This is a genomic window from Acinetobacter sp. CAU_H_S139_7, from assembly GCF_058599305.1.
Map to the genome: position 1 here is coordinate 1 of NZ_JBZUIX010000002.1, position 25917 is coordinate 25917.

Genomic DNA, 25917 nt, shown 5'->3' on the forward strand with positions numbered 1-25917 from the left:
GGCCCTATTCACGGGCCTTTTGATCATCTGCTTAACATAAAATCTCTTACACGAAATCCAGATTCAAGACATAAAAAAGCCCGACATCCTGTCGGGCTTTTTTATGGCTTAAATTTCTATAACTGAGTATTGATCTGATAGCGTGTATTACGTCCCCCACCTTCCAATTTGACGATACAACCTTTCTCAAGTAAGTCAGATAAATGACGAGTAGCTGTCGCCTTACTTGTTTTAGCAACTTTTTGATATTGTGACGCGCTAATACCATGTTCAAAGCCATTTTCCCCACCGTCTAATAAACGATTGAGGACTTTGCGCTGTTCTTCACTCAGGGCTAAATTTGAATATTTATGCCAAAACTGGCTTTTAAATAATGTCCGATTGATCTGTACTAAGGTTTTTTCAAGGCTATCATTCAATGTATCTAAAAACCAAACTAGCCAATCGGTGATATCAGAATCATTTTTTTGAGTTTGTTCTAATATCTCATAGTAACTTTTACGTTTATTCAATATCGCAGTAGACATAGCATATAAACGAATGCTCTGTTCATCCATTTGAGCTAAAGAAAGGTCTGTAAGTGTACGTGTAATACGTCCATTACCATCATCAAAAGGATGTAGGGTAACAAACCATAAATGGGTAATGCCTGCACGTAACAGAGGATCAAGCAATGAATCATTTAGACTTTGATTAAACCAATCTATGAAGGCATTTAAGCGTTCTTCTAAGCCTTGTCTTGGCGGTGCTTCAAAATGCACTTTAGGATAGTCCAATCGACCTGAAACGACCTGCATAGGCTCTGCCCCCCTAAGTTGACCAATGCGTAAACGGTGCATTGTCCAATCTGGGTCATTGAAAAGCCAACGATGCCACTGCATGAGACGATTAACAGTCAATGGTTGCTTAACATCGTTAAGCGCATCTAGCATGATATTGGCTAAACCTTCTGATCGATCTGAGCTTGGATAAGGCTGTTCAAGTGTGACACCTAAGCGTTGAGCTAGAGATGATCGTAGTGAAAAAACATTGATCGTTTCGTTTTCAATCGCAGATGAAGCAACAAGATTGGCAAGCAGAGTATCTAGGGTGAATTGCTCTTTTGCTAAATCATGCTGACTTTGCCCCAGAATAATCCCTATTTTTTGATGTATCTGTCTGGTTTTAGGTAAGATAACTGAATCTAGCCATGTAAAATTTGTCCAGTTTTCTGCTTGCCAAATCCATTTCTGCATTTTCAATCGCTCATCTAAAATTTCAGATGAGTTGAATATAGCACTTATTCGGCTCATAACAAGAGCCGAATATGATAATTAATCAGCTCATTTTTTATAGGACATTTTAATTGGTGAATAACAGAAATATATCGGCTTTTTTATAAACAAACTTGATATGTTTTTCCAAAAAATAGAGATCATTTGAGAATATTTGTATTTTCTACTTTTAAACTCAATTATTTTTAGGGGGATGACCTGAGAGCTATTAGCTCTCGTTTCTTACAATGCGTATCGTATTGGTTTTAAAATACTATCTATAAAATTTTAAAAATTTTTCCACTTACAGTACTTTGAAAAAACATTTCAAAACTAGGTCGAATATCTTCTCCATCAACGGTGATATGTCTTATATTTGAGTGAGATTGCGTATCGGCAAAATGATGATCTACTGTTGCTTGAATAGCTTGTTTAACCCCAAACTGGTCTTTTACGTTGAGAGTCTGTTTAAACATATATATCCCCTTAATAAAATTATAGTGGCAGAAATCTACCCCAATTCTTAATACTTGTTGATGTTGGCTCTAAGCAACTTTATGACTTAATTTAAATAGCTGATTTAAAGAAGTGTAAAATGTACGGCCATCCAAATTTAAATCAACCTCGATTCCAGATGAAAGAAGGACTCTTTTACCTACTTCGATTTTTTTTGAACCTTGACGTGTATTTTGCATTTTATGAAGAGGAATTAATGAAACAATAATTTCAGTACCATTTTTAGATTTTGCAATTAAATTACTTAATTTCAACAAATTACATCCTATTTTTTAGAAAAATTTTAATTTTTAAAACAAATTTTGAAGTATAAAAAAAGCACTCATGAGTGCTTTTTATTACTGTCTATTATTACTTAGATAGCAACAATATTTACAGCATTCGGTCCTTTTTGACCTTGAGCTACACTGAATTCAACTTGCTGGCCTTCCATTAAGGTTTTGAAACCTGAACTTGCGATTTCGCTGAAATGAGCAAAAACGTCTGGACCTGATTCTTGTTGAATGAAACCAAAACCTTTAGTTTCGTTGAACCACTTAACAGTACCTTTAACAACATTTGAGTTTGACATAATATATCCTACTGATTTTTAATAATTTTTAGTCATTATATTGACCGATTATAACTTGGAAAATAATAAAGAATGGAACTTAAAATCTAAAAACGAAGGATTATGACTAAAACTGCGATACTTAAGGAAGATTTACCGAAACGAGACTTTTTTTCTAGTTGAGTTAAATATACAGTAAAAAGAAAAATAATCAAGTTTTTTTAATAGTTATATTTATTTTTTTGATAAAAGAAAATTATATTTCATAAAAAAGCCTTATAGTCTCTCTCGGAACTATAAGGCTTATTAAGCGCTGTTAGTTTTCTCTTAATCACTTACTTTCCAATGTAAATTAGCTATTTTGGCTCTAATTGATACTTAGTCCTTAAACGCTTATTACCCACTATCCTTAGCAGGTTATGAATACAATTATTTTATCGATAGGTAAAAAATTTAGATATAAGACAAAAGCCGAATATTTGAGAAAATCAGTTTAAAAAGCTAACGATTCCACACTCTCCCTTATCTTACCCAGATATTTCCTTAGGTAAGTATTCAGGCTCACAATTAGACAACGCTGTTTGATTTTCAAAGAACGTGGTTACAGCAGATTAGAAATAGGCTAATTATTCGGATTTTAAATTTAAAATTTTTCTAAAATTAAGATAATACACTCTACAAAAAGCCTGTGATTCGGGGCTTTTACTTATTTATTTCACATAAAATCTCTTATGCGAAGTCAAAATTGTAACTCCAAAATAGAAATCTTTTATTTTTTGGGGGGATTGCCATAACAATAGGGTTGCTAAAACCTATTGTTATATTGGAATTTACTTAAAAAAAAATAAGAATAAAGCTTTAAATATTTGATTATTTTATATGCTTTTTTTTATGAAAAAAATACTAGACGGCCTGTAGTCAAACCCTGCCTAGAATGCAAAAAAGACGTAAATACCAAAGTTCATACTTGCCGTTCTTTTAAAGGCTATTTAATGCATATTCGATGTGCTGACAACCTTTTCAGTACATTGTTCTTAATTTCGCCTTTGGCGAACGAACGGACATTGAAAAAACGATTTAAAGAAAGACTAAAGATCCATAAATGCTTAATTTGTAATGAACATGCATCTCGTGCCAATGGATTTAAACATTCCATCGTCTATGAGGGGCATCTTATAGATCTAAAAATCCATAGAATATGTTTTTTTAATAGGTATGGTTTGGAGTATGACCAAGAGACTAAACGAGCCATATCACCTTAAAACTTCATTTTATGATTATTTTTGATACTTGGAGAATGCTTGATCTCACTGTTTGGTGCATTTAGATTCTGGGATGGCTGGCTTTGCTTCTGCTGTTGCAATTGTTGATTGAACTTACTCACCATTTCTGCTTTATGACGACTATCAAAGCGTGCTGAAGTATCTTTTTTATATTCGGTTAAATACTTATCTGAATAGCGAATATTTAGCTTTTCAAAGGGTACTTCATATTCTTCAGCCTTAATTCTTACTTTCATCACTGCCTTATCTTTGACTTTGTATGCATCAATCACCTGAAGCGGTGTATCTTTATCAAAATGTTCTTTCTTAAAAAATCCGGTCTTTAAAGTGAGTTCCTGATCTAACTGGAGCTGTTCACCTTTGGCAATGTTCATTTGACCGTTAAACCTTACGATTTCATCTCCCAATAAAGCTTTTGATCTTAGGCTATTTCGCACTTCTTCAATGATTTCTTTTTCGCTGAAATGCTTGTCAGGCGTAGTAATTGCCTTAAATGTGCTATTCAAGTTATACAATTCCCGCTGATCATCAAGGCTACTTCTATGATCACGAAGATAGTTCTTTATGAGTTCGTCTTTTGCCTGTACCACTGAATAATCTGTTGTAAAACTCTTAACTTCGGTACGTCCTAAAGTACGTTTCAAGTTATCAAACGGTGTGAGTTCTTTTTCTTGATACTTCCCTTCAGAATTTCTGACCCACATTTTTTCATCTTGATTGAATGCAGTAGCACTGTAATTTAGCTCTACATTGCCCTTGTGCCGTGTTAGTGCCACATAGGTTAAATTAGCATTCATATTCTCACTGGCAAGAATATAGGCGTTTTCAACCGTCATACCTTGTGATGAATGAATCGTATTGGCATAGCCATGTTTAAAGTGCTGATAGCTGTCTACATCAATTTTTGATACTTTCCCGCCCTGATCTGATTCAACCATCATGCTTTTAATATTTTGCTGTTGATCTAGCTCAAAGCCAATAACCTTAGCTGTTTCACCATTTGAAACATTCAGGTGCTTATCATTCTTTTTAAATACAATCTTATCGCCTAGCGCTAGATCAATTTCGCCTTTATAGGTGCTGACCTTATGACTTTCTGCAGAAAGCTTACCGTCTTTAATCAAGATAGATCGAGCCATAGCATTTAGCTCGTTCACATCACGATTTGAGTGAGCAAGCATTAATTTACTCTCGCCCTGGTCTAGGGACCACGATTGAATCGTTTTGACTAAAGCAAATTCATGAGATTCATATTCGTTTACTCTATCTAGGGCTTTATAGATTTCTAATGCCTGATCTACGTTGTGCTTGGAAAGATGCTGTGATGCTTCTTTCATTTCACTAGAGCGCTGACGCTGAATATTCTCAAGTGAAGCCGTATTTTTATGGTCTAAGTTTTGCTGAATATGATTAAATGCAGAACCTGCCATAACGGCATTAAGTTGGTAGCTATCCCCGACTAATTTTATTTGTGCATGATGTCTTTCAACGATCATCAGAAGTTTCTGCATATCTCTTGAACCGACCATACCGGCTTCATCTAAGATTAAAACAGTCTTGTTATTAACCTCTAAATTACCGCTTTCATATTTTGCCAAAAATGAAGCAATCGTACTGCTTGGAATATCGCAATCTGTCGCAATTGCTTTAGCTGTAATCGCCTGTAATGCAATTCCATGAACTTGATAATCTGATTCTTTATAGGCTTCAGATACAGCACTTAAAACGTATGATTTACCAGTTCCCGCAGAACCATTCAAAAGACTGATTCGGTCTGTAGAAGTAAGTGTATAAAATGCCTTTTCTTGCTCACTGTTAAACGTCCTAGTTTCAGCAACACGTACAGCGTTTAATGGCAATTTATCAATTAAAGTTCTTGGCTTTTGTACACGGCTGTCTTGGTTCGCATTGAAAATAAGGGCTGAAATAGATTGTTCTATTCCGACCAACTCATTAGAAGATAAAACGACACTATCTTTGCCATATAAAACCGCCATTTCAGGGCATGTTAAAACTGCTTCACGTGCTTTTAAATATTGTTCCTGTCCATCCGTATGCGCTTCTAAGAATCTATCAAGTTCGCGGATAGTAAAAAATGATTGAGTAGAAGTAAGGACTTTTAAAACCTCACTTGGTTTTTCAATAATGGTTTCACCATTCTGCCGTCTAATTTCGTTGATATTCTCACTAATTAAATATTTATCATGGCTAATATAATCGGCTCTGAAATTTTGACTTTGAATTTCTGTACCAATTTTTTGATAGCTTCTATGGTCTATGCGTGAATCTAAACCAATGCTTTCCATATAATCATTTGCGGTATTCGCCCAACTTACACGAACCTCAGAAACAAAATTTCGAGCATTAAAATATCGGTCTTTACCTGCTCCGCCCAATTCAGGATTTTTAGAATTGTAGCGTTTGAAATGTTGTGCTTCATCCCGATCAATACCGTCTAATTTTCTCTCACTAAACATCAAGTGGACATGCGGATTTTGTTCACCATCTCGGGCTAAAGGGTTATGAATTGCATAGGAATACGTAAAATTTTTACCTAAAGTTTTTTCTACAAATTGGCTAACTAATTCTTCTCGCTGTTCCTGTGTTAATTCTCTAGGCAATGAAATTTCTAATTCAGTATAGACACGCCCATTCATGCGCTCATTTTTATCTGCCGACTTCCAAAAGTGTTTTGCATCTTTCGCCCAAGTCGGCAAATTACCTGATTCAATCTTTTCAATATCGGCTCTTTTATACTTCCCATCACGATTGATATAGGCGTAATGGCTTGCCCCTCGGCTTCCCGAAGACCTTGCATTTTTTCCCGCCTTAACAGATAGATGATAAGTTGCCATTTTGCCTTTTTTGATGGTCTGCTTTTTTGTTTCTCAAAGAGAAACGAGAAAGCGTGCATTACTCATTGCTATTCGTAAATGATAAACCCACAAATCAGCTTTCTATACTGGATTTTAGTAACTTAATTTTTATAAATATATCCATTTGATTTTTATAAACTTAGTTTAAAAAAAATATTCAAAATAAGCCTTTTATATAAGTAATCATCGTTAGAAAAATTTAAACTTCTGCGGTCAGCTCGACAAAATCACAGATTTTGACGGCTTCGCTTGAAATTTAAAGGTAATCAGAGAGGGATGGATTTTTCTATTTCTTCAGTTCGCTTCGTTAACACTTAGCTCTGTACTAATATTTTCACAATTCGAAAAAAGCCGAATGACTTAAATCATTCGGCTTTTTTTAGTTTTCTATGATTATTTTGAAAACAGTTTTTTCAAACCTGCTTTTCCACTATTCATAATCCCTTGCGCTCCTGAACTAGAAGCTTCAAAACCTTGCCCCACTAAAGAAATTGCAATTTTAGGAATAAGTAGAAACATACCAATAACAATGACGAGGGTAATTTACAGAACAAAAGCGACAATAAAACTCCCTCCGCCACTTTCTCCAACAGTATCTTGATATGCATTGATCACACCAGTTAAAAATAGATCACAAGTTATAACCATGAGTAAAACAATTACATTTGGAACAAGAACCGCATTGAGCCAATTAGTTGCATATTTTCGGGTTGCTGGAAACAAAGCACATGCTATAAAAATTGGTGCCACTGTAATTAGAACTCCAATAATCATTTTGCAAAGAATCCAAATTAAAAAGAAGATTCCACATAAAATAACGGCTAAAAACAGTAAACAAAGGTACATCAAAACAAAAAACAATCCTGATACAACATTAGTAATTCCTGTATCAACACTCGCCATTGAGGTTGAAATAACATCAAAAACTATTTTTACAAAAGTTTTTAATGTTGAATTAGCATCAGTTCCAGTCATTTCACTAATCAAATTTGGTATGTCATCAAGAAATACTTCAGCTACATACGGATAGAAAGCATCCCATGAAAATACGATTGACCAAATCAAAAGCATAATGACGAAAGTAGCGATCACGCCCTGAATTTCTACAGCTATACCAAGCATCATTTTAATGGCTTGGAATGAGATCCAAATAATAATGAATCCCGCAAAAACAGGTATAATTGGCGCTGTAATTTTTTGATAGTAAGCTTGCAGGCTAGATTTTAAGTTTTTTTCAACATTACTTTGAATCTCATCAATTAATTGCCCGAGCAAGTTCATACCTTGCTCGGTAACTTGACTGACTTCTTTAGAAACAGCATTACCATTCTGATTGTTTTGTGAACCACTAGAAGGAATCAGAATTGAACCATCGGGATTAGTTGTCACGCCACCAGTTCCACTTCCTAAATCCTGAGAGTTTGTATAACTCTCTACCGCATAAGCAGAATTGATGGTTAAAAAGCTAAACAGAAGCAAGAAAGCATAGATAATTTTTTTCATAGCTCCCCCCTATTTATTCACTGGAATTAAAGGCGGGTTAGTTTTTGATTTAACTAAACGGCTACCGTTATAAATATCTAATTTCCCATCACTAAAAACAAAACATTCTGTGTTTAAAGACCCTTCAACACAGTACGTATTATCTTTAGTGAACTCTAATTTCTTCCCTTCTTCCGTACCTATCAGCTTAGGCAAATCCATCGGCATAATATCTGCTATTGGATTGCGTATCTTGTACTTAAATGCAGTAAGACTATACCGATTAGAATCTAACGATCTAATTTCATAATAAGAATAGAATGTATCACTTGAGCTAACCTTTTCAGGAATCCATACACCTGAAATATCAGGTTTAGAGCAGGCTAAAAGTACAACTGGCACAGTAGATAGGCATAAAATTTTGATTAATTTATTCATTTTTTACTCTCTTGTTTTCCATATTTTTTGATGTAATCACGAATAAACGCTCTTACAACTTGGCTTGAGTTCATATCTTGAGTTCTACAAGCACTCTGAAATTCTTTTAATTCATCAATATCAACCAAAACAGTTAATTGCTTTGTATTGCCATCTTTCTTCATAACATTCCTAAACTGAATCAATCACAGCTTTATTCTAGTTTTGAACATGATCATTTTTTGTATTAATTTTGAAAAATATCCTTTAAAATCAATTGTTTTGTGAGTACAATTCAGTTTAGGTATTATTTTATGAGATGAGTTTTTTTCGAGTACAGCCATGCAACGCATGAGCTACGCAGAAAAAAAGGCATCAGAAATATCTATGCCTTTAAATGCTCCTAATTTGCGTTTTAAGCTATTTTTTTACTTTAATAAGAAAAGGCACATAAAATTGAAAAAAGTGGTAAATACGCTGAATCATGCAGAATTACGACTATATTAAATTAAGATTTCGAGCTTAAAGTTATTAAATGCGCTCACTCACTCCCCGCACCCTCAGCCGTCGGGCAAGCCCTTTGGGCTGATGGTGAACGTTGAGTGAGTTTCGGCAATACTCACCCTAAGAGCCTGCAAAAAAGTTTGCTTGCTCTTAAAGTATTGCCATACACCATTTCGGGCTGACGGAGCCACGCATCGGTCGTATCTGCAAAGGGTAATTGTGCTTTCCCTTATAGGCTGAGATTACGATTCACACACCGCATCGACACGTTCTCAAACCAACTGAACCCAACTATCTCCGCAAGGGTTTCCCCAATTTACGATTTAAGCTAAGTATTCAGCTACTCATCACGCTGTTGCTTTGTCGATTTCCCCTAGTAGCAACTCTTGCTTTATCCATATAAAACAATCGCTGTGGTGCGCTAGCGTCGCTTAATTCCTTCCACCCACACCACATGCCAGCCGTAAAACACGGACACGCAGAAGTCGGCAAAACTTGCTTTTTAAAGCTGATTTGATGAAAAAAAAACTTAACTAACGAAGACTTATCATTTAGGGGCTTGAACTAATATCATTTTCCTGTGAAAATAGAGTTCAGGTACAAGCCATTGGTGAAATCTGCACGAGTTGGTAGCTCTGCTGATCTTCGTTACTTGATGTTCCACCATCAAATAACTGCGTACCGACGAATTTAAAGCCCTCCTTGATGTATGTCAAGGAGGGCTTTTATTTTTTATAAGGAAAAAACTTCTAAAAAACATACATATATTGATTGGTACTCACAAAACAATATATGTGGATTCCTTCATCTATAACTTCTTATAAATCATCTAATAACTAATTTTTTTGCCACCTGTTAATTTCAAAAAACACCTTCCATAGAGACCTAAAATCTTATAAAAATGGCTAAGAAAAAAAATTAAAAATTTTTTTTCCTTAAATATTAGTAACTTCTGCATAACTTAAACAACTTACGTAACTTACTTAACATAAACCTATTGATCCATTTCATATTTACGGATACTCTTGAATTAAATAAGTTACGTAAGTTACATAAAAACATGATTATCTTAGTTGGCGGTGAAAAAGGGGGTTCTGGTAAAAGCTGTCTTGCTCAAAACCTAGCTGTTTACCTTCAGCAGAAAAAGCGAGATATTTTACTTTTAGATGCTGACCCTCAAGGAACTACTACTGATTGGGTTAAAGAAAGAGATGAAAACTCTGAATTAAAAAATATTCCATCAGTTCAGGCTGCAGGTAATATTCGACAGGTTTTAGACGATCTGTCTCGACGTTATCAAGACATTATTATTGATGCTGGCGGTCAAGACTCCGAAGCTCTACGCTCGGCAATGACTATTGCAACACACATGCTCTTACCATTTCGACCTAAACGTCGTGACCTAAAGACATTAGTTCATGTTGAACAACTTATTAAATTAGCTAAAGCAGTTAACCCAAACTTAATTACTAGAGCCGTTATTACTCAATGTCCAACATTACCTAGCCAAGTACAGCGAATTCTTGATGCAAAAGATGCATGCGAGTCTTTTGGTTTATCGCCTTTGAATCAATTTACAACCAATCGGAACGTATATGACGATGCCGATGAAAATGGACTTTCTGTATTTGAAGTTGATACCGATAAAAAGGCAATCATTGAAATAGAGCAACTTGCTTTAGAGTTTTTAGGAGAACTTTAAATGGCACTTAAAGGTTTAACAAAATCAGCTCAGGAATCTAAATCTACAGACCAAAAAATTGAGGATTTCATTAGCGGGTCTACTAAGCGTATAAAAAATTTAGAGTGTTCACAACAAGTATATCGTCGATTTACATTTTCACTAACAGAAGAAGTTAGCAAAGAAATTGATGATCTATTGATAGATGCAAGAGTAGCCAAAGCAAATCGCTCTGTCATTTTAAAAGCAGCTTTACATCAATTACAGAAGCTATCGAAAGAAGACCTACAACAAGCCGTATTAAGTGAAGTTAAATAAGAAACATAACTTACGTAAGTTAAGTAATATATGTAAGTTTGCATATAATAATGAATTAGATTGTTTATGCTATCTAATGAAACAAATCTAAAATTGCTGAATAAATAAGCGTATTGCGTGAATGATCCACTAAAAAGCCCAGTTTGAACAAACTGGGCTTTTTAGTGGATCACAACAGATTGATTTAATTCAATTTTATGATTGAATTTCGTATAAGGTGTATTATGTTAATTTTAGGAAAATTAAAGGATTCTTAGATCATGATAGTCCATATTATAAGAGAAGCTTGTTGTTCCCAAGATGATCAATTAGGCCCTTTAGAAATACAATTAGAATTTGATGAAAATGTAACATTAGAACAAGTAATAAAGGAAATCTGCACAGTAAAATTTCTTCAATATAGTTCTTCACATAACCATATGATAGGAACAGCAGATGATCAAAAAATAGTAGAAATACTATTACCTCAAGAAGAAATAATTTTTCATATTCAGAAAGATAATTTAGTTAAAAATTTAATGGCTGAAAGCGGATTCAGCTTCTCTTTTATAAATAGTATTTTCGACATTAAAGATAAAACAATGACTGAAAATAAACCTAACAAATGTCTAGAAGAAAGAAGCCTTTTACAAAATCTTATTTTTTGGAAATAAGTTATATATTGAATCAATTAACATAATGGTTGTTATGCGAAACGAGAGCTACCAGCTCTCGTTTTTTGTTATGGAAACTGCTAAAATTCAAATACGCCATTGACGTATAAAGAGTCCATGTTATTTATTGAAACCAGCATCTTTACCAAGCAAATTAAAGACCTTGCATCTGATGAGGAATATCGTCAACTTCAGCAAGATCTTTTGGTACAGCCTGATAGAGGTGACCTAATCAAGAATGGCGGTGGTATTCGCAAAGTACGTTGTGCTCAAGGTAACAAAGGGAAAAGTGGTGGGATACGGGTGATTTATTATTGGGTCACCGAGGATGATCAGATCTTTTTCTTAGTGGCTTATCCAAAATCAGTAAAAGATAATTTAACAGATAAGGAAACCGCCATTCTGCGCCAACTCGTGAAGGAGCAATTTCATGGATAACAACTTATTTGATGACTTGGTTGCTTCAATCAAAGAAGCTGGAGCTATCAAACGTAAAGAAGTTAAAGCAAGCCGAGTTACAGAACTCGAATTGCCTGATATTAAAGAAGTACGTGAAAAAACTGGCTTGAGCCAAAATGAATTTGCTGCACGTCTACATATTAGCCCCCGTACCCTGCAAAATTGGGAACAGGGACGACGCTATCCAACTGGACCAGCAGCTACATTGATTCGAATTTTAGATGCTCACCCAAGCCTTATTTGAAAAAATTACTTAAAAAATGGGAGCTTAAGGCTCCCATTTTTAGTCTGTAATACGTACTATGTTAATAGTAGAAATATTTAATATGAAAAGCTCAAAATATTATTAAAATGGCTATATCTTAACTATATAAATAATTCCTATTTTTAATACCCTCTGAATAATGAATCAATAGCACGTCGCTGTTCTTCAGCATCCTTATGCTCCTCTAAAGCCAACCTCTTTCTCATGTGCTCAAGTGAGCTTTTAGTACTATCATCTACAAAACGTTGTGCGGCAGAACGACTTTTTAATGATAATGCTAAAATAGCTAATGCTCTTGATGTACCACCTTCATGTTGCCCTATATAATCAACTAACCTTTCTGCTGGAAGGCTTTGAAACTTTCGCCATGCCTCATATTGTTGCTCTTTCATTTTTTCCTGCATAGCTTGACCTGCACCTTTTGCAAGACTAGAAACACTATTCCAAAACCCCATTTTCACTCTCCTAGAACGTATGAACTTATAAAATTAAGAATTTATAGACTCTGTTTGCATTTTTCTAAAAAACTCTTCTTTATATCTTTTCTGAATTTCACTTGATGCATATTTAGCAAATGCAAAATTAATACCCCCACCCAAGATACCACCAACAACAGGAATAAATTTTGCCGCTTGTTTAGTTGTCATTTTGGGTACTAATTTTGATGCAACGACCATGATGAGTTTAAGTACTGGATTTGATTTTGCTCCAGATTTTCCTGCAATTTGAGCAGCCCTATTCATCATAGCTTGCACACCTGCAACAGCAGCTTTATCAAATCCCAATGAAAATAAATAAATTTCTCTGGCTAGTTCTGCATCATGTGGATTATTCGGATCAAAGCCATTCAAATATGCAACTCTTTGATTCAACCTATACAATTGCGCTGCCATATTTACAATATCAACGCCACCAATGGTTACCATTGTTGCTACACCACCAATTCCCGAAGCTAGTCCGGTTACTGCACTATTTCTTGCTGCATAGTTACCATAAGAGCTAGAAATATCTTCAATTCGTCGATAATTTTTACAAATAATCTCTGTTGTAAAGTCTTCTATTTTTGCAATAGGTAACCCTTTAGACTTTGCATCTTTAACAATATCACTAGGATCTACTGAAATAACTTCAGAAATTTTATTTAAGAATTTTGTAGGTAATTGAGTAGTACTATCGAAATCCATATTTTTTTAAGGCTTATTAAATTAATTATCAATATCATAAATTAAACATTATGTTTTTTATCAAGTTATAAAAAATATTTATCCATAATTTGACACTAACTTTTAAAGGTTTTCTATTCTATTTAACATAATAGAGCTTATACGAAACGTATTTTTAATATTACTTTAAGATCAGTATCTTATCGTTATTCATACCCTCTGGAACGTTCTCGTTCAACCGACTTGGAAACAAGTCGGTTTCTTTTTAAGCAAAACTGTAACTTTTAGCCAATAAAGTTGATCAAAAAACATTCGTTTTTGCATTTTTTCCTGATTTCTCAAGGGTCACAGTTCAGAAATAATCCCCAATTTCTGCGGACAACTCTTGGGATAAAATAGGCCAACTTTGTAAGCTAAAACTTACACAGATTTAATGTTTTTGCGGATTAGTAATCCAAAGCATTAGCCCTATGATGAATACATAAGGGAACTGGATGTTTCTAGAAAACAAGAATAAGAAAATAGCGCAAGGAATGGGCAGCACGAGATCAGTAAGACTAGCAACCCGATATGAAAAAGCCCGACAGGATGTCGGGCTTTTTTATTAACTAAATATTAGATGTAATCTGTGATGTAAACCTTCTCAGATTTTAGATACTTTTCCATTACATCATTTGGATCTAGATATAAACATTCGATTGGGTGAAAATCTTCTGTTAATTTTTCTAACTTTTCAGATTCTTCACGATAAACCATTTTAATAATCGATAGTGGATTGGTTATCCCTGGAAAAATGAAAATATTTTTAATCGATTTGAGCTCAGGGTAAATCAATTTAACAGCCTTAACATAGAAAAACTGCTTAACTAGATCAGACCATCCAGGAGCATCATGTGCACCTGTAGCTGTATAGTATTTGCTATCTATGACCCAACAAGAATTTTCACTCTTAATGAATACATCTAAGCGCATACCCTTTTGAGATGAGTTTTGAGTAGGCTTTGACGCATCAGCAAACTTATACTGTGGTATAGGTAATAAAGAATTAATTTTAAGATCAACATTATGAAAAATATTTCTAAGTAAGAACTCCCAAACGTAATGAAATTTCCGAATTCCAATCACAATATTATTAGATCCACTTTCGTGAATCTTCTCTAAATATCTAATCAATAATTGCAGAGTTCTAATTTCCAAAGAAACAAAGGTTGAATATAGCCTTTGATTTAGCAGAGAAATTTTTTCTTCAACATCCAATTCACTGAGTAATTTTTTTTCACTTAACTGATCTTGAGACACAAAGTTAAATCTTTCATCTAGCCAATGAAAATTTTGCAAAATCTCTAATATAATTTCACAGTGAATACTAGAAATTAAATCATCTTGGTAAATGGAAACAGGATATTTATGAAGGTAAAAGTAGATTGGGACATTATCATTCGTAAAGACAGGAAACTCTCTATTCACTGTTTTAGACCAATTCGTTCGTCCCTTTTCGCTATAAGTATGTGTTTTAGATCGTAAGATCCCCACACTGAAATATAGATCTATAATTTCAAAAATGTCTGTTAAGGAAATTTCTTCAATAACCTTACCTTTTTCATCCTCATTAAATGCTAACAGACTAGAATCAATAGAGTTTTTATAAGCATGAATTACCTTAATTAGATTTCCTATAGATTCAATTTTTTTAGAGTCAGATCTAGCAGGAGCAAAACAGTATGTACAATCTTTAGAGATAATGACCCCACAAAATGAAATTTTTTGTCCCTGATTAACGACATCAATACCGCCAAGTAAATCTAATTTATTGATTACATAATTAGGAATTTCTTTTAAATCAATAAAGTACTTACCTTCTTTTGAAGTGACAAATTGTTTATCTTCAAAGAATTCATATTTCATCATTCTGTTTTTAACTTATCTGATGTATCTGTATCTAAATTTTGCATTGTTTTTAACGCCTCCATAAACTTTTCTGAAAATATTGGTTTTTTCTCAGAATACATTTGGTAGAGCTCACCATATCCACTATCGATTGTAAAAATTTCTTTCTTATTCTTATATTTAAGAACATCATCCCATAAATATGAACAAACTTTTCCAATAAAAGTCTGCTCAGCTTTCCCTTCAATTAAATCACTATCTTTAATAAACCACGGACCAATAAATTTATCTTCTACAATCTTTAGGTCACCCAAAATTTTATTAATCGTCTGCGCTAATGTTTTCCATTGTACATTTGGTAAATCTACATGATAAATTGGCACGTCCCCTATTGCACAATTCTCGAAATCTATTGGCAAGTATTCAAAAATCCAACGTCTTTTAAATGCTGTATCTAATGGAAAAACTGCCTGATCACTACTATTCATCGTTGCAATAATTGAGAGATTATTAGGGATGATTAGTTGACGTTTTTTAATAAGCTGATGCTCTGAGCCTAATTCTATTGTTAAAGACTCATACAAATCTTCATCTTGTATCAGAATCGGATATTCACTTTTTCCTTCATTATCTCGATCTAGGAGCTGAAAAATTTCTCCAAATACAGCAGCAGTATTTGCTCTATTAAGTTCCTCAATAATTAAAAAATATTCATTTTCAGAATCCAGCAATGCTTTTTCTAGTATTTGAATGAAAGGACCTTTTCGGAAACTATAAGTGATTCTGTCACTAGAATCTTTATGCGGTTTTAAGCAGCCAATAAAATCTGAATATTGCGTTTCAGGATGAAATACGGTTCGAATATAGTTTTTATCTAGTAACTCAGCTGGTGTATTTTTTTCTATAAATTTTTTAATCGATGCGCTTTTTCCTGCTCCAGGAGCACCATAAATAATTTTGTTGTAGCCTTTAATTTCGCTTGAAGTTGGGGTTGGTTCAGTATCCGTCTCTTCATCGTCACTACGGCTTTCATCATCATAATTAACACTAAAAATATTAAATAAATTATCAATACGGCTTTTTTTGTTTTGTAATTCTATAGATGTCAAAGGTGTTGAATTAGGATATAAATCATATAAACCATTATTCGTAAAAGGTTTTAAAATTCTAGAAGGACCATTTTTAAAAAAATCTATAGTTCCATCAAACTTTTTATATAGCCGATCTCTTTCTGTATCATCTGCTAATTTATATTTCGTCTGTTCGACAAGAAAACTAATAAATCCTGAAAATTGTTTAAAAAATTGATGAGAAAAAAAGTTGTCTTTATTTAAAATTAAAATGAATAAATCTAAATATTCATTTAAGGAATGTTCGACAAAACAATCAAATAAATCGATGAAAGAAGTATATTCTAATTTCTTGTCATACCTATTACCACCAGTTCTTTCACATGAGTTCGAAAGATTGGTATCTAAATGAGTTGTATATGCTACTTTATAGCAGTTAAGCAATCCTACCTGTAAGTGTTCAATTTGTGCAGCTAATAGAGGACTATTATCAAACACTTGGGAATCATACTGGGGATTCGTACTTAAAAATCTCCCTAATGCAGTCAGAATAGTGTCTTTAAACTTTATTTTTTTCAGACCATCAGAATCTGTAAACTCTTCAGAGTATTCGATAACAGCGGGTTTATCATTTGTCTTCCATATAAGATAAGCAGTAACAAATGCTTGTAAATGATCTGGAAGAGAAGATTTTATTCCTAATCTTGGGGATACGCTTTCAATCACAAATCATTCCTTACAATTGTATTTCATTTCTTAGCTGTACAAAGCGTCAATTAAGGACGCCAAGAAAGTACAAGATTCTATAATGTTGGTATCATACAACAATTAAATTGAATATTTTGCTGTCTGATGAATTCCCCCTTAAATGAACACTATCTAAATCATGATGTTAGCTTAGATGAACAGCAATATAGAGATTCCTCTTCTGTACTCCTTAACCTAGACTGCTTGGCAGGGCTAAAGTTGCTTAAGGATGAATCCGTTCATTTGTGCCTGACAGATCCGCCCTACAATTTAGGAAATTTCATGAAGGGCAGGAATACAGGAGTATTTCGATTAAGAGAAAATCATTTTGTAGCTAGTGGATGGGATGATTTAGCGTATGAAGATTGGTATGTTCAAATGCTAGATTTTCTTCAATTAACTTATTCAAAACTAGCTCCAAATGGGGCTGTTATTATCTTTATGTCTATCATTAAAGTTGAAAGCATCATAGAAATTGCGCAAAAGGCTGGTTTCTATTACAAGACTACAGGTATCTGGCATAAAACAAATCCAATGCCTAGAAATATGAACTTAACCTTTGTTAATTCAACAGAAGCTTGGGTTTACTTAATAAAAAAAGGCCCTTCTGGGACTTTTAACAATAATGGCAAATTATTACACGATTTTATTGAAACTGGCCTTACACCAAAATCTGAAAAGAAATTTGGAAAGCATCCAACTCAGAAGCCCGAAAAACTTATCCAACATTTCGTAGAAGTTTTATCAAACCCAAATGATTTGATCATTGATCCATTCATGGGAAGTGGAACAACAGCTGTTGTATCTAAAAAATGTGGGCGACGTTTCTTTGGCACCGAATTAAATTCTGAATATTTTGACTCAGCTTGTAATCGAGTTAAGGATGTATGATTTTGAAAACAATTGATTTATTTTCTGGTGTTGGCGGTATGTCATACGGATTTGAAATGGCTGGATTTAAAAGCCTATTAGCCATAGAAAAAGAGCCAAATATTGCAAAGACATATCAAATAAACTTTCCACATTCAAAAGTTTTAAACGAAGATGTTACTAACTTAAAAATTCATGAAGTTTTTGAGGATATGGTAGGAAAAGTTGATGTCATTTTTGGTGGACCACCATGCCAAGGTTTTTCTCAAAAGGGAAAGCGTCTCAGTTTAGATGATGAAAGAAACTATCTATTTAAGTATTTTTTAGATGTTGTTGAATTTGTTCAGCCAAAAGCTTTTGTAATCGAAAATGTTCCTAACATCCTAACTACAAGCGATAGTTATTTTTTAAATTTGATTAAAGACGATTGTGAAAAAATGGGATATACCATTAATGCACAAATTTTAGATGCTTCTGATTTTGGTGTACCACAGCAAAGGAAAAGAGCATTTATTGTAGGTGTGAAGGATAATCAAGTTTTTGACTTCTCTGAATTGGAACGTAAAACCCCACCACAATTACATGAGATTTTTTCTGATTTACCTATACTCTCAGCTGGAGAAGGTGAAGAAAAATATGAATATATAACTGATACTCAAACTGAATACCAATCTTATTTACGAGCAAGATCCTCTAATATTAGAAATCATCAAGCTACAAACCATTCTCCAGTAGTACTTCAAAGACTCAAGATGATTCCACATGAAGGTGGTGGCAAAGAAAGTTTACCTAAAGAGCATCTTACAAAATCGATCTATAGTGGAACATGGACTCGATTAAGAAGTGACGGTATAGCTAGAACAATTACCACTAGATTTGATACACCATCATCAGGTCAATTTACTTTACCCAAGCAGGATCGCTGCTTAACAGTACGAGAAGCTGCAAGGATTCAATCATTTCCTGATAATTTTATTTTTTCCGGTCCGAAGTCTAATCAAATGCTTCAAGTTGGTAATGCAGTTCCCCCTTTATTAGCCTATTCAGTAGCTGTACAGCTAAAAAAATATTTAGAAGGATAATTTATATGCGGGCCAATTGGTTGTGCGGTAGATTTTGTGTGTAGGCTTCTTCATTTGAAAATTATATTGCTGAAGAAGCCCTTAAGAATAGCTTTGTGCAACAAAGCCCTTTTGCTAATTCATAAAATTTCAGTCATACTTTCTTTTACAAATTAACGAACTGTTCCCTCAGTGGTTAGTGATTTTTTTAAGCTACGTTAGCGAAAAGATTGCCTCAGTAAGTTCACGATAGTGGGCTTACTGGGATTTAAAATTGTTTTGATAAAAGATAGTCATACTTTTTATTATCTATATTTAACATAAAATCTCTTATACGAATGCAAAAATGGGAGCTATAAGCTCCCATTTTTAGTCTTTAATGCGCTTTTTAGCTTCGTCATAAACTATGCTATCAGCTCGTTTCCCGACTGTGATGAGCAAGATAACTACCTGATCATCTTTAACTTGATAGACAAGTCTGACACCAGCTTTTAATAATTTAATTTTATAGCAACCTGCAAGATCCCCTCTAAGCATATTCTTTGGAATATGTGGCTGCTCTATGACTTTGGCTAGTTTCTTCTTAAATTGATCTCGTATAGCAACAGGGAGTTTTTCCCATTCTGCTTTAAAGTCTTTGTGACGTAAAAGCTTATAAGTCATCTAATGTGACTTCCTCAAACATCTCTTTAGGGTCATTAATGCGCTTACGGACAAGAGCTAATAATTCTTCATCTTCTTCTGAAAGCAGAGCTTTTTTGACAGGTAGTTTCCCAGTCGTAGCAACATATTCAAGAATACTAGTAAAGAAATCTGTAGGTGCAATACCTTGTTCTTTAAGGATGGAATAGGATTTTTCTTTAAGGGCTTCATCGACCCTGAAGTTAACAGTAGCCATCATATCTCCCAGTTATTTAATGTGCTAAGAGTACTGTAATGCAAATTGCATTACAAGTCGACTTCGTATAACAACCATTATGTTAATTTTAGAAAAACTTCAAATGAGCTTACTGCTCAAGCAAGACTCCTGTCTAGCTTCACAATCCAAGTGTCTGACTTACGATTATTGTTTTAGATCCTCAAACATCCTGTTCTATGGAATCATCAAATGATGACTTTAATTTGACGTTTATGCTGATACATTTTTTCATCTGCTTCAATTACTGCCATTCGTAAATTTTTACTTGGTTCACGTGCCGCAACACCAAGAGCAGCATTAATTCCAGCATTTTGTAAGGACTTTAAAAGCCGATTCACCAATTTCTGAGTATTTTCTAAAGTCGTTTCAATATTTAGAATGCCAAACTCATCTCCTCCTAAACGCGCGACTAAATCATTGGAGCGTACATTTTTCTTTAAGATTTGGGCCGTTTTTTGGATCATCTGGTCTCCAGCCGAATGACCAGATTTATCGTTTATAGCTTTTAAGTCATTTAAATCTATCATAATCACTGTGGTTGGATGTCCGTACGTTTTACATCGATCTTCCTCTAAATCCAAAAATGTATCCCAAGCACGACGATTAAAAACACCCGTTAAATGATCGGTTAATGAATCCATTTCAAGCTTTTCACTAACTCTTTTTTGTTCATTAATTTTAAGTTCATTTTGTAAAATTCGACTAAGTAATAAACTTAATAGCTCTAATAGATCACTATGTTGTTCTATGCTTTGAGGCTGTACTGATGGATCAATAGCACATAATGTGCCGAAAATAGAACCATCCTCATTGAATAAAGGTTGCCCAATATAGGCGTTTATATCGACCAGTTTGTTGATGCCTGCTTCTACATACAGTGGAATCTTTTTCGAATCAGGTGCTATGCGTGGCCCTTTATCTAATACCATCTTAGAGCAGTATGAGTCAGCCCAATTGAAGACCTGTCCTGCCTGTACTCCATATCCATGATCTTTAGCTTGCAAAACTATCCAATCATTACTTTCAGTACGAGTAATCATCCATAAAGCAAAGCCTAAGTGATTATGTAAATACTCTAAAATTTTTTCACCAGCATCTTTAAAATCTTTAAAGTTTTCATAAGAAGGGATCATAATTACTCACTATTTTGATTAGGATTGAACCTAGAAGTGGCAAAATGCTATTTAATAGGACCAATAGAAACTTTAATTCTCATTGTATATACACTTACAAGCTTAATCTAAAAAATAGAGAATAAAAAAGCCCGACATCCTGTCGGGCTTTTTTATTAACTATCTAAATCAAATTTCCACATTAAAGAAAACTTGGCAAACCTTTAGCAGGATCTGTTTCACGTGCCGCTTGAGCATCTGCTACAGTCATACCTAAGGCCTTAGCAACGCCTTGCCCATAAGCTGGATCGCAAGCATAACAGTTGCGGATATGACGGTATTTGATGAAATCTAGCGCATCACCCATCGCTGCGGCCGTGTTATTAAACAGGGCCTGTTTCTGCTCATCATTCATCAAATTGAACAGGGCACGTGGCTGGCTGAAGTAATCATTGTCATCTTCACGGAAGTCCCAGAAATCAGCATCACCGGTAATCTTTAATGCTGGTTCTTTAAACTGAGGTTGTTCCTGCCACTGGTTAAAACTGTTCGGTTCATAATGTGGCAATGAACCATAGTTGCCATCCATGCGGCCCTGACCATCACGACGATTAGAGTTTACAGGGCAGCGTGCAGCATTGACCGGAACCTGTGAATGATTTACACCAACACGGTAACGCGCTGCGTCGGCATAGTTCACTAAACGTGCCTGTAACATACGGTCCGGTGAGTAGCTGATGCCCGGTACAAGATTACTAGGTGCAAAGGCTGCCTGTTCTACATCCTGGAAATAGTTTTCCGGATTGCGGTTCAGCTCAAATTCACCGACTTCAATCAGTGGATAATCGCCCTTCGGCCAGACTTTGGTCAGGTCAAATGGATGATAAGGCACTGTTTCGGCTTCCAGTTCTGGCATGACTTGAACGTACATTTTCCATTTTGGATAGTCGCCACGTTCGATGGCATCAAACAGGTCGGTCTGGCTGCTTTCACGGTCTTTGGCAATCAAGTCTGCTGCTTCAGCATCGGTCAGGTTCTGGATGCCTTGCTGGGTACGCATATGGAATTTCACCCAGAAGCGTTCATTTTGGGCATTGATAAAACTGAAGGTATGGCTGCCAAAACCATGCATATGACGGTAGCCAGCAGGAATACCGCGATCCGACATGACAATGGTCACCTGATGCAAGGCTTCAGGCAATAATGTCCAGAAATCCCAGTTATTGGTGGCACTGCGCTTGTTGGTTTTCGGGTCACGTTTGACTGCTTTATTCAGGTCAGGGAACTTGCGGGCATCCCGTAGGAAAAATACCGGAGTATTGTTGCCAACTAGATCCCAGTTGCCTTCTTCAGTATAGAATTTCAGGGCAAAACCGCGAATATCACGTTCTGCATCGGCCGCACCACGTTCACCCGCCACCGTTGAGAAACGCGCAAACATTTCGGTTTTTTTGCCGACTTCAGAGAAAATTTTAGCGCGGCTATATTGGGTAATATCATTGGTCACGGTAAAGGTACCGAAAGCACCTGAACCTTTGGCATGCATACGACGCTCTGGAATCACTTCACGGACAAAGTTGGCCAGTTTTTCATTCAGCCATAAATCCTGGGCAAGTAAAGGTCCACGCGCACCTGCCGTCATACTGTTCTGATTGTCGACCACAGGGGCACCAGCTTCAGTAGTCAGGTGGGTAACAGGACATTTTTTAGGGTCTTGACTCATACTATTAACTCCCGTTTCTTTTAATTTAAATTTCCTACAGAAATTTAAGATTTTCAATCCTATCTTACCCTTTACTTGCTTATTAAAATATTAAACTAAGGATATTTTTGAAAATTTATAGCCAACTGATTTAACATAAAATCTCTTACACGAAATCCAGATTCAAGACATAAAAAAGCCCGACATCCTGTCGGGCTTTTTCATATCGGGTTGCTAGTCTTACTGATCTCGTGCTGCCCATTCCTTGCGCTATTTTCTTATTCTTGTTTTCTAGAAACATCCAGTTCCCTTATGTATTCATCATAGGGCTAATGCTTTGGATTACTAATCCGCAAAAACATTAAATCTGTGTAAGTTTTAGCTTACAAAGTTGGCCTATTTTATCCCAAGAGTTGTCCGCAGAAATTGGGGATTATTTCTGAACTGTGACCCTTGAGAAATCAGGAAAAAATGCAAAAACGAATGTTTTTTGATCAACTTTATTGGCTAAAAGTTACAGTTTTGCTTAAAAAGAAACCGACTTGTTTCCAAGTCGGTTGAACGAGAACGTTCCAGAGGGTATGAATAACGATAAGATACTGATCTTAAAGTAATATTAAAAATACGTTTCGTATAAGCTCTATTATGTTAAATAGAATAGAAAACCTTTAAAAGTTAGTGTCAAATTATGGATAAATATTTTTTATAACTTGATAAAAAACATAATGTTTAATTTATGATATTGATAATTAATTTAATAAGCCTTAAAAAAATATGGATTTCGATAGTACTACTCAATTACCTACAAAATTCTTAAATAAAATTTCTGAAGTTATTTCAGTAGATCCTAGTGATATTGTTAAAGATGCAAAGTCTAAAGGGTTACCTATTGCAAAAATAGAAGACTTTACAACAGAGATTATTTGTAAAAATTATCGACGAATTGAAGATATTTCTAGCTCTTATGGTAACTATGCAGCAAGAAATAGTGCAGTAACCGGACTAGCTTCGGGAATTGGTGGTGTAGCAACAATGGTAACCATTGGTGGCGTTGATATTGTAAATATGGCAGCGCAATTGTATAGGTTGAATCAAAGAGTTGCATATTTGAATGGCTTTGATCCGAATAATCCACATGATGCAGAACTAGCCAGAGAAATTTATTTATTTTCATTGGGATTTGATAAAGCTGCTGTTGCAGGTGTGCAAGCTATGATGAATAGGGCTGCTCAAATTGCAGGAAAATCTGGAGCAAAATCAAATCCAGTACTTAAACTCATCATGGTCGTTGCATCAAAATTAGTACCCAAAATGACAACTAAACAAGCGGCAAAATTTATTCCTGTTGTTGGTGGTATCTTGGGTGGGGGTATTAATTTTGCATTTGCTAAATATGCATCAAGTGAAATTCAGAAAAGATATAAAGAAGAGTTTTTTAGAAAAATGCAAACAGAGTCTATAAATTCTTAATTTTATAAGTTCATACGTTCTAGGAGAGTGAAAATGGGGTTTTGGAATAGTGTTTCTAGTCTTGCAAAAGGTGCAGGTCAAGCTATGCAGGAAAAAATGAAAGAGCAACAATATGAGGCATGGCGAAAGTTTCAAAGCCTTCCAGCAGAAAGGTTAGTTGATTATATAGGGCAACATGAAGGTGGTACATCAAGAGCATTAGCTATTTTAGCATTATCATTAAAAAGTCGTTCTGCCGCACAACGTTTTGTAGATGATAGTACTAAAAGCTCACTTGAGCACATGAGAAAGAGGTTGGCTTTAGAGGAGCATAAGGATGCTGAAGAACAGCGACGTGCTATTGATTCATTATTCAGAGGGTATTAAAAATAGGAATTATTTATATAGTTAAGATATAGCCATTTTAATAATATTTTGAGCTTTTCATATTAAATATTTCTACTATTAACATAGTACGTATTACAGACTAAAAATGGGAGCCTTAAGCTCCCATTTTTTAAGTAATTTTTTCAAATAAGGCTTGGGTGAGCATCTAAAATTCGAATCAATGTAGCTGCTGGTCCAGTTGGATAGCGTCGTCCCTGTTCCCAATTTTGCAGGGTACGGGGGCTAATATGTAGACGTGCAGCAAATTCATTTTGGCTCAAGCCAGTTTTTTCACGTACTTCTTTAATATCAGGCAATTCGAGTTCTGTAACTCGGCTTGCTTTAACTTCTTTACGTTTGATAGCTCCAGCTTCTTTGATTGAAGCAACCAAGTCATCAAATAAGTTGTTATCCATGAAATTGCTCCTTCACGAGTTGGCGCAGAATGGCGGTTTCCTTATCTGTTAAATTATCTTTTACTGATTTTGGATAAGCCACTAAGAAAAAGATCTGATCATCCTCGGTGACCCAATAATAAATCACCCGTATCCCACCACTTTTCCCTTTGTTACCTTGAGCACAACGTACTTTGCGAATACCACCGCCATTCTTGATTAGGTCACCTCTATCAGGCTGTACCAAAAGATCTTGCTGAAGTTGACGATATTCCTCATCAGATGCAAGGTCTTTAATTTGCTTGGTAAAGATGCTGGTTTCAATAAATAACATGGACTCTTTATACGTCAATGGCGTATTTGAATTTTAGCAGTTTCCATAACAAAAAACGAGAGCTGGTAGCTCTCGTTTCGCATAACAACCATTATGTTAATTGATTCAATATATAACTTATTTCCAAAAAATAAGATTTTGTAAAAGGCTTCTTTCTTCTAGACATTTGTTAGGTTTATTTTCAGTCATTGTTTTATCTTTAATGTCGAAAATACTATTTATAAAAGAGAAGCTGAATCCGCTTTCAGCCATTAAATTTTTAACTAAATTATCTTTCTGAATATGAAAAATTATTTCTTCTTGAGGTAATAGTATTTCTACTATTTTTTGATCATCTGCTGTTCCTATCATATGGTTATGTGAAGAACTATATTGAAGAAATTTTACTGTGCAGATTTCCTTTATTACTTGTTCTAATGTTACATTTTCATCAAATTCTAATTGTATTTCTAAAGGGCCTAATTGATCATCTTGGGAACAACAAGCTTCTCTTATAATATGGACTATCATGATCTAAGAATCCTTTAATTTTCCTAAAATTAACATAATACACCTTATACGAAA

At 34.7% G+C, this 25917-nt stretch carries 30 protein-coding genes; 9 read left to right on the forward strand and 21 right to left on the reverse strand.

Annotated features, from left to right (window positions below; translation table 11 throughout):
• Positions 1-116: 116 nt before the first annotated feature.
• The 10 genes from AC4MC0_RS17625 to AC4MC0_RS17670 all read right to left on the reverse strand — a co-directional run bounded on the left by AC4MC0_RS17625 (position 117) and on the right by AC4MC0_RS17670 (position 9597).
• Complete coding sequence (locus tag AC4MC0_RS17625) at positions 117-1235, reverse strand: Fic family protein (protein WP_111861357.1); 1119 nt, start codon at positions 1233-1235, stop codon at positions 117-119.
• A gap of 296 nt (positions 1236-1531) precedes the next feature.
• Positions 1532-1729, reverse strand: a complete 198-nt coding sequence (locus tag AC4MC0_RS17630; RefSeq protein ID WP_004637135.1) for a hypothetical protein — start codon at positions 1727-1729, stop codon at positions 1532-1534.
• 69 nt (positions 1730-1798) lie between these two features.
• Positions 1799-2026: a hypothetical protein gene (locus AC4MC0_RS17635; RefSeq protein ID WP_004637137.1), complete on the reverse strand. Its 228-nt coding sequence runs from the start codon at positions 2024-2026 to the stop codon at positions 1799-1801.
• Positions 2027-2124: 98 nt separating this feature from the next.
• Positions 2125-2340 carry a cold-shock protein gene (locus tag AC4MC0_RS17640; protein ID WP_004637138.1) on the reverse strand — a complete coding sequence of 72 codons (216 nt, stop codon included), beginning with the start codon at positions 2338-2340 and terminating at the stop codon, positions 2125-2127.
• A gap of 1237 nt (positions 2341-3577) precedes the next feature.
• On the reverse strand, positions 3578-6457 hold the full coding sequence (locus tag AC4MC0_RS17645; RefSeq protein WP_336000633.1) for an AAA family ATPase: 2880 nt from the start codon (positions 6455-6457) through the stop codon (positions 3578-3580).
• Between the two features lie 414 nt (positions 6458-6871).
• Entirely contained in the window at positions 6872-6997 is a 126-nt protein-coding gene (locus AC4MC0_RS17650; RefSeq protein WP_336000635.1) for a hypothetical protein, read from the reverse strand.
• 24 nt (positions 6998-7021) lie between these two features.
• Positions 7022-7981 (reverse strand): type IV secretion system protein, encoded by a 960-nt coding sequence (locus tag AC4MC0_RS17655; RefSeq protein WP_336000638.1) that lies wholly within the window; start codon positions 7979-7981, stop codon positions 7022-7024.
• Between the two features lie 9 nt (positions 7982-7990).
• Entirely contained in the window at positions 7991-8398 is a 408-nt protein-coding gene (locus AC4MC0_RS17660; protein WP_336000640.1) for a hypothetical protein, read from the reverse strand.
• On the reverse strand, positions 8395-8562 hold the full coding sequence (locus tag AC4MC0_RS17665) for a hypothetical protein (RefSeq protein WP_302758324.1): 168 nt from the start codon (positions 8560-8562) through the stop codon (positions 8395-8397). The genes AC4MC0_RS17660 and AC4MC0_RS17665 overlap by 4 nt, the downstream gene beginning before the upstream one ends.
• 912 nt (positions 8563-9474) lie before the next feature.
• Complete coding sequence (locus AC4MC0_RS17670) at positions 9475-9597, reverse strand: hypothetical protein (RefSeq protein ID WP_257224053.1); 123 nt, start codon at positions 9595-9597, stop codon at positions 9475-9477.
• A gap of 344 nt (positions 9598-9941) precedes the next feature.
• Here AC4MC0_RS17670 and AC4MC0_RS17675 point away from each other — a divergent pair, with 344 nt between their 5' ends.
• The 5 genes from AC4MC0_RS17675 (at position 9942) to nadS (AC4MC0_RS17695) (ending at position 12236) form a co-directional block, all read left to right on the forward strand.
• On the forward strand, positions 9942-10583 hold the full coding sequence (locus AC4MC0_RS17675; protein WP_058870618.1) for an AAA family ATPase: 642 nt from the start codon (positions 9942-9944) through the stop codon (positions 10581-10583).
• Positions 10584-10880 (forward strand): hypothetical protein, encoded by a 297-nt coding sequence (locus AC4MC0_RS17680; RefSeq protein ID WP_058870619.1) that lies wholly within the window; start codon positions 10584-10586, stop codon positions 10878-10880.
• Between the two features lie 260 nt (positions 10881-11140).
• Complete coding sequence (locus AC4MC0_RS17685) at positions 11141-11533, forward strand: hypothetical protein (protein WP_174660668.1); 393 nt, start codon at positions 11141-11143, stop codon at positions 11531-11533.
• A 117-nt stretch (positions 11534-11650) separates the two neighbouring features.
• Entirely contained in the window at positions 11651-11971 is a 321-nt protein-coding gene (locus AC4MC0_RS17690; protein ID WP_336000628.1) for a type II toxin-antitoxin system RelE/ParE family toxin, read from the forward strand.
• Positions 11964-12236 carry a NadS family protein gene (gene nadS / locus AC4MC0_RS17695; RefSeq protein WP_000369781.1) on the forward strand — a complete coding sequence of 91 codons (273 nt, stop codon included), beginning with the start codon at positions 11964-11966 and terminating at the stop codon, positions 12234-12236. The genes AC4MC0_RS17690 and nadS (AC4MC0_RS17695) overlap by 8 nt, the downstream gene beginning before the upstream one ends.
• Positions 12237-12379: 143 nt before the next feature.
• On the opposite strand, the gene AC4MC0_RS17700 is transcribed toward nadS (AC4MC0_RS17695), so the two are convergent.
• From AC4MC0_RS17700 to AC4MC0_RS17715, 4 genes are all read right to left on the reverse strand, one after another.
• The gene (locus AC4MC0_RS17700) at positions 12380-12712 is read right to left on the reverse strand and encodes a hypothetical protein (RefSeq protein ID WP_151707496.1); all 333 of its coding nucleotides are present in this window, start codon (positions 12710-12712) and stop codon (positions 12380-12382) included.
• A 33-nt stretch (positions 12713-12745) separates the two neighbouring features.
• Positions 12746-13441: a hypothetical protein gene (locus AC4MC0_RS17705; protein ID WP_491887521.1), complete on the reverse strand. Its 696-nt coding sequence runs from the start codon at positions 13439-13441 to the stop codon at positions 12746-12748.
• A gap of 594 nt (positions 13442-14035) precedes the next feature.
• Positions 14036-15328 (reverse strand): LlaJI family restriction endonuclease, encoded by a 1293-nt coding sequence (locus AC4MC0_RS17710; RefSeq protein WP_336000800.1) that lies wholly within the window; start codon positions 15326-15328, stop codon positions 14036-14038.
• Positions 15325-17103, reverse strand: coding sequence for an McrB family protein (locus AC4MC0_RS17715; RefSeq protein WP_336000797.1), 1779 nt, complete (start codon positions 17101-17103; stop codon positions 15325-15327). Before AC4MC0_RS17715 ends, AC4MC0_RS17710 begins: the two co-directional genes overlap by 4 nt.
• Positions 17104-17229: 126 nt before the next feature.
• Here AC4MC0_RS17715 and AC4MC0_RS17720 point away from each other — a divergent pair, with 126 nt between their 5' ends.
• The gene (locus tag AC4MC0_RS17720; RefSeq protein ID WP_081313282.1) at positions 17230-18015 is read left to right on the forward strand and encodes a DNA-methyltransferase; all 786 of its coding nucleotides are present in this window, start codon (positions 17230-17232) and stop codon (positions 18013-18015) included.
• Entirely contained in the window at positions 18012-19076 is a 1065-nt protein-coding gene (locus tag AC4MC0_RS17725) for a DNA cytosine methyltransferase (RefSeq protein ID WP_491887520.1), read from the forward strand. Before AC4MC0_RS17720 ends, AC4MC0_RS17725 begins: the two co-directional genes overlap by 4 nt.
• Positions 19077-19424: 348 nt before the next feature.
• Here AC4MC0_RS17725 and AC4MC0_RS17730 read toward each other — a convergent pair whose 3' ends face one another.
• From AC4MC0_RS17730 to AC4MC0_RS17745, 4 genes are all read right to left on the reverse strand, one after another.
• A complete protein-coding gene (locus AC4MC0_RS17730) occupies positions 19425-19718 on the reverse strand; it encodes a type II toxin-antitoxin system RelE family toxin (RefSeq protein ID WP_119686978.1) in 294 nt (97 codons plus the stop codon).
• Positions 19708-19953, reverse strand: coding sequence for a type II toxin-antitoxin system RelB/DinJ family antitoxin (locus AC4MC0_RS17735; RefSeq protein ID WP_000246756.1), 246 nt, complete (start codon positions 19951-19953; stop codon positions 19708-19710). Before AC4MC0_RS17735 ends, AC4MC0_RS17730 begins: the two co-directional genes overlap by 11 nt.
• A gap of 206 nt (positions 19954-20159) precedes the next feature.
• Positions 20160-21107 (reverse strand): sensor domain-containing diguanylate cyclase, encoded by a 948-nt coding sequence (locus AC4MC0_RS17740; RefSeq protein WP_336000782.1) that lies wholly within the window; start codon positions 21105-21107, stop codon positions 20160-20162.
• 181 nt (positions 21108-21288) lie between these two features.
• Positions 21289-22809, reverse strand: a complete 1521-nt coding sequence (locus AC4MC0_RS17745) for a catalase (protein ID WP_049590605.1) — start codon at positions 22807-22809, stop codon at positions 21289-21291.
• 753 nt (positions 22810-23562) lie between these two features.
• Here AC4MC0_RS17745 and AC4MC0_RS17750 point away from each other — a divergent pair.
• Together AC4MC0_RS17750 and AC4MC0_RS17755 are read left to right on the forward strand one after the other, a co-directional pair.
• Entirely contained in the window at positions 23563-24258 is a 696-nt protein-coding gene (locus tag AC4MC0_RS17750) for a hypothetical protein (protein WP_491887521.1), read from the forward strand.
• A 33-nt stretch (positions 24259-24291) separates the two neighbouring features.
• Positions 24292-24624: a hypothetical protein gene (locus tag AC4MC0_RS17755; RefSeq protein ID WP_151707496.1), complete on the forward strand. Its 333-nt coding sequence runs from the start codon at positions 24292-24294 to the stop codon at positions 24622-24624.
• 143 nt (positions 24625-24767) lie between these two features.
• Here AC4MC0_RS17755 and nadS (AC4MC0_RS17760) read toward each other — a convergent pair whose 3' ends face one another.
• The 3 genes from nadS (AC4MC0_RS17760) to AC4MC0_RS17770 form a co-directional block, all read right to left on the reverse strand.
• Complete coding sequence (nadS, locus tag AC4MC0_RS17760; RefSeq protein ID WP_000369781.1) at positions 24768-25040, reverse strand: NadS family protein; 273 nt, start codon at positions 25038-25040, stop codon at positions 24768-24770.
• Positions 25033-25353, reverse strand: a complete 321-nt coding sequence (locus AC4MC0_RS17765; protein WP_336000628.1) for a type II toxin-antitoxin system RelE/ParE family toxin — start codon at positions 25351-25353, stop codon at positions 25033-25035. The genes nadS (AC4MC0_RS17760) and AC4MC0_RS17765 overlap by 8 nt, the downstream gene beginning before the upstream one ends.
• A gap of 117 nt (positions 25354-25470) precedes the next feature.
• Positions 25471-25863 (reverse strand): hypothetical protein, encoded by a 393-nt coding sequence (locus AC4MC0_RS17770; RefSeq protein WP_174660668.1) that lies wholly within the window; start codon positions 25861-25863, stop codon positions 25471-25473.
• Positions 25864-25917 lie beyond the last annotated feature (54 nt).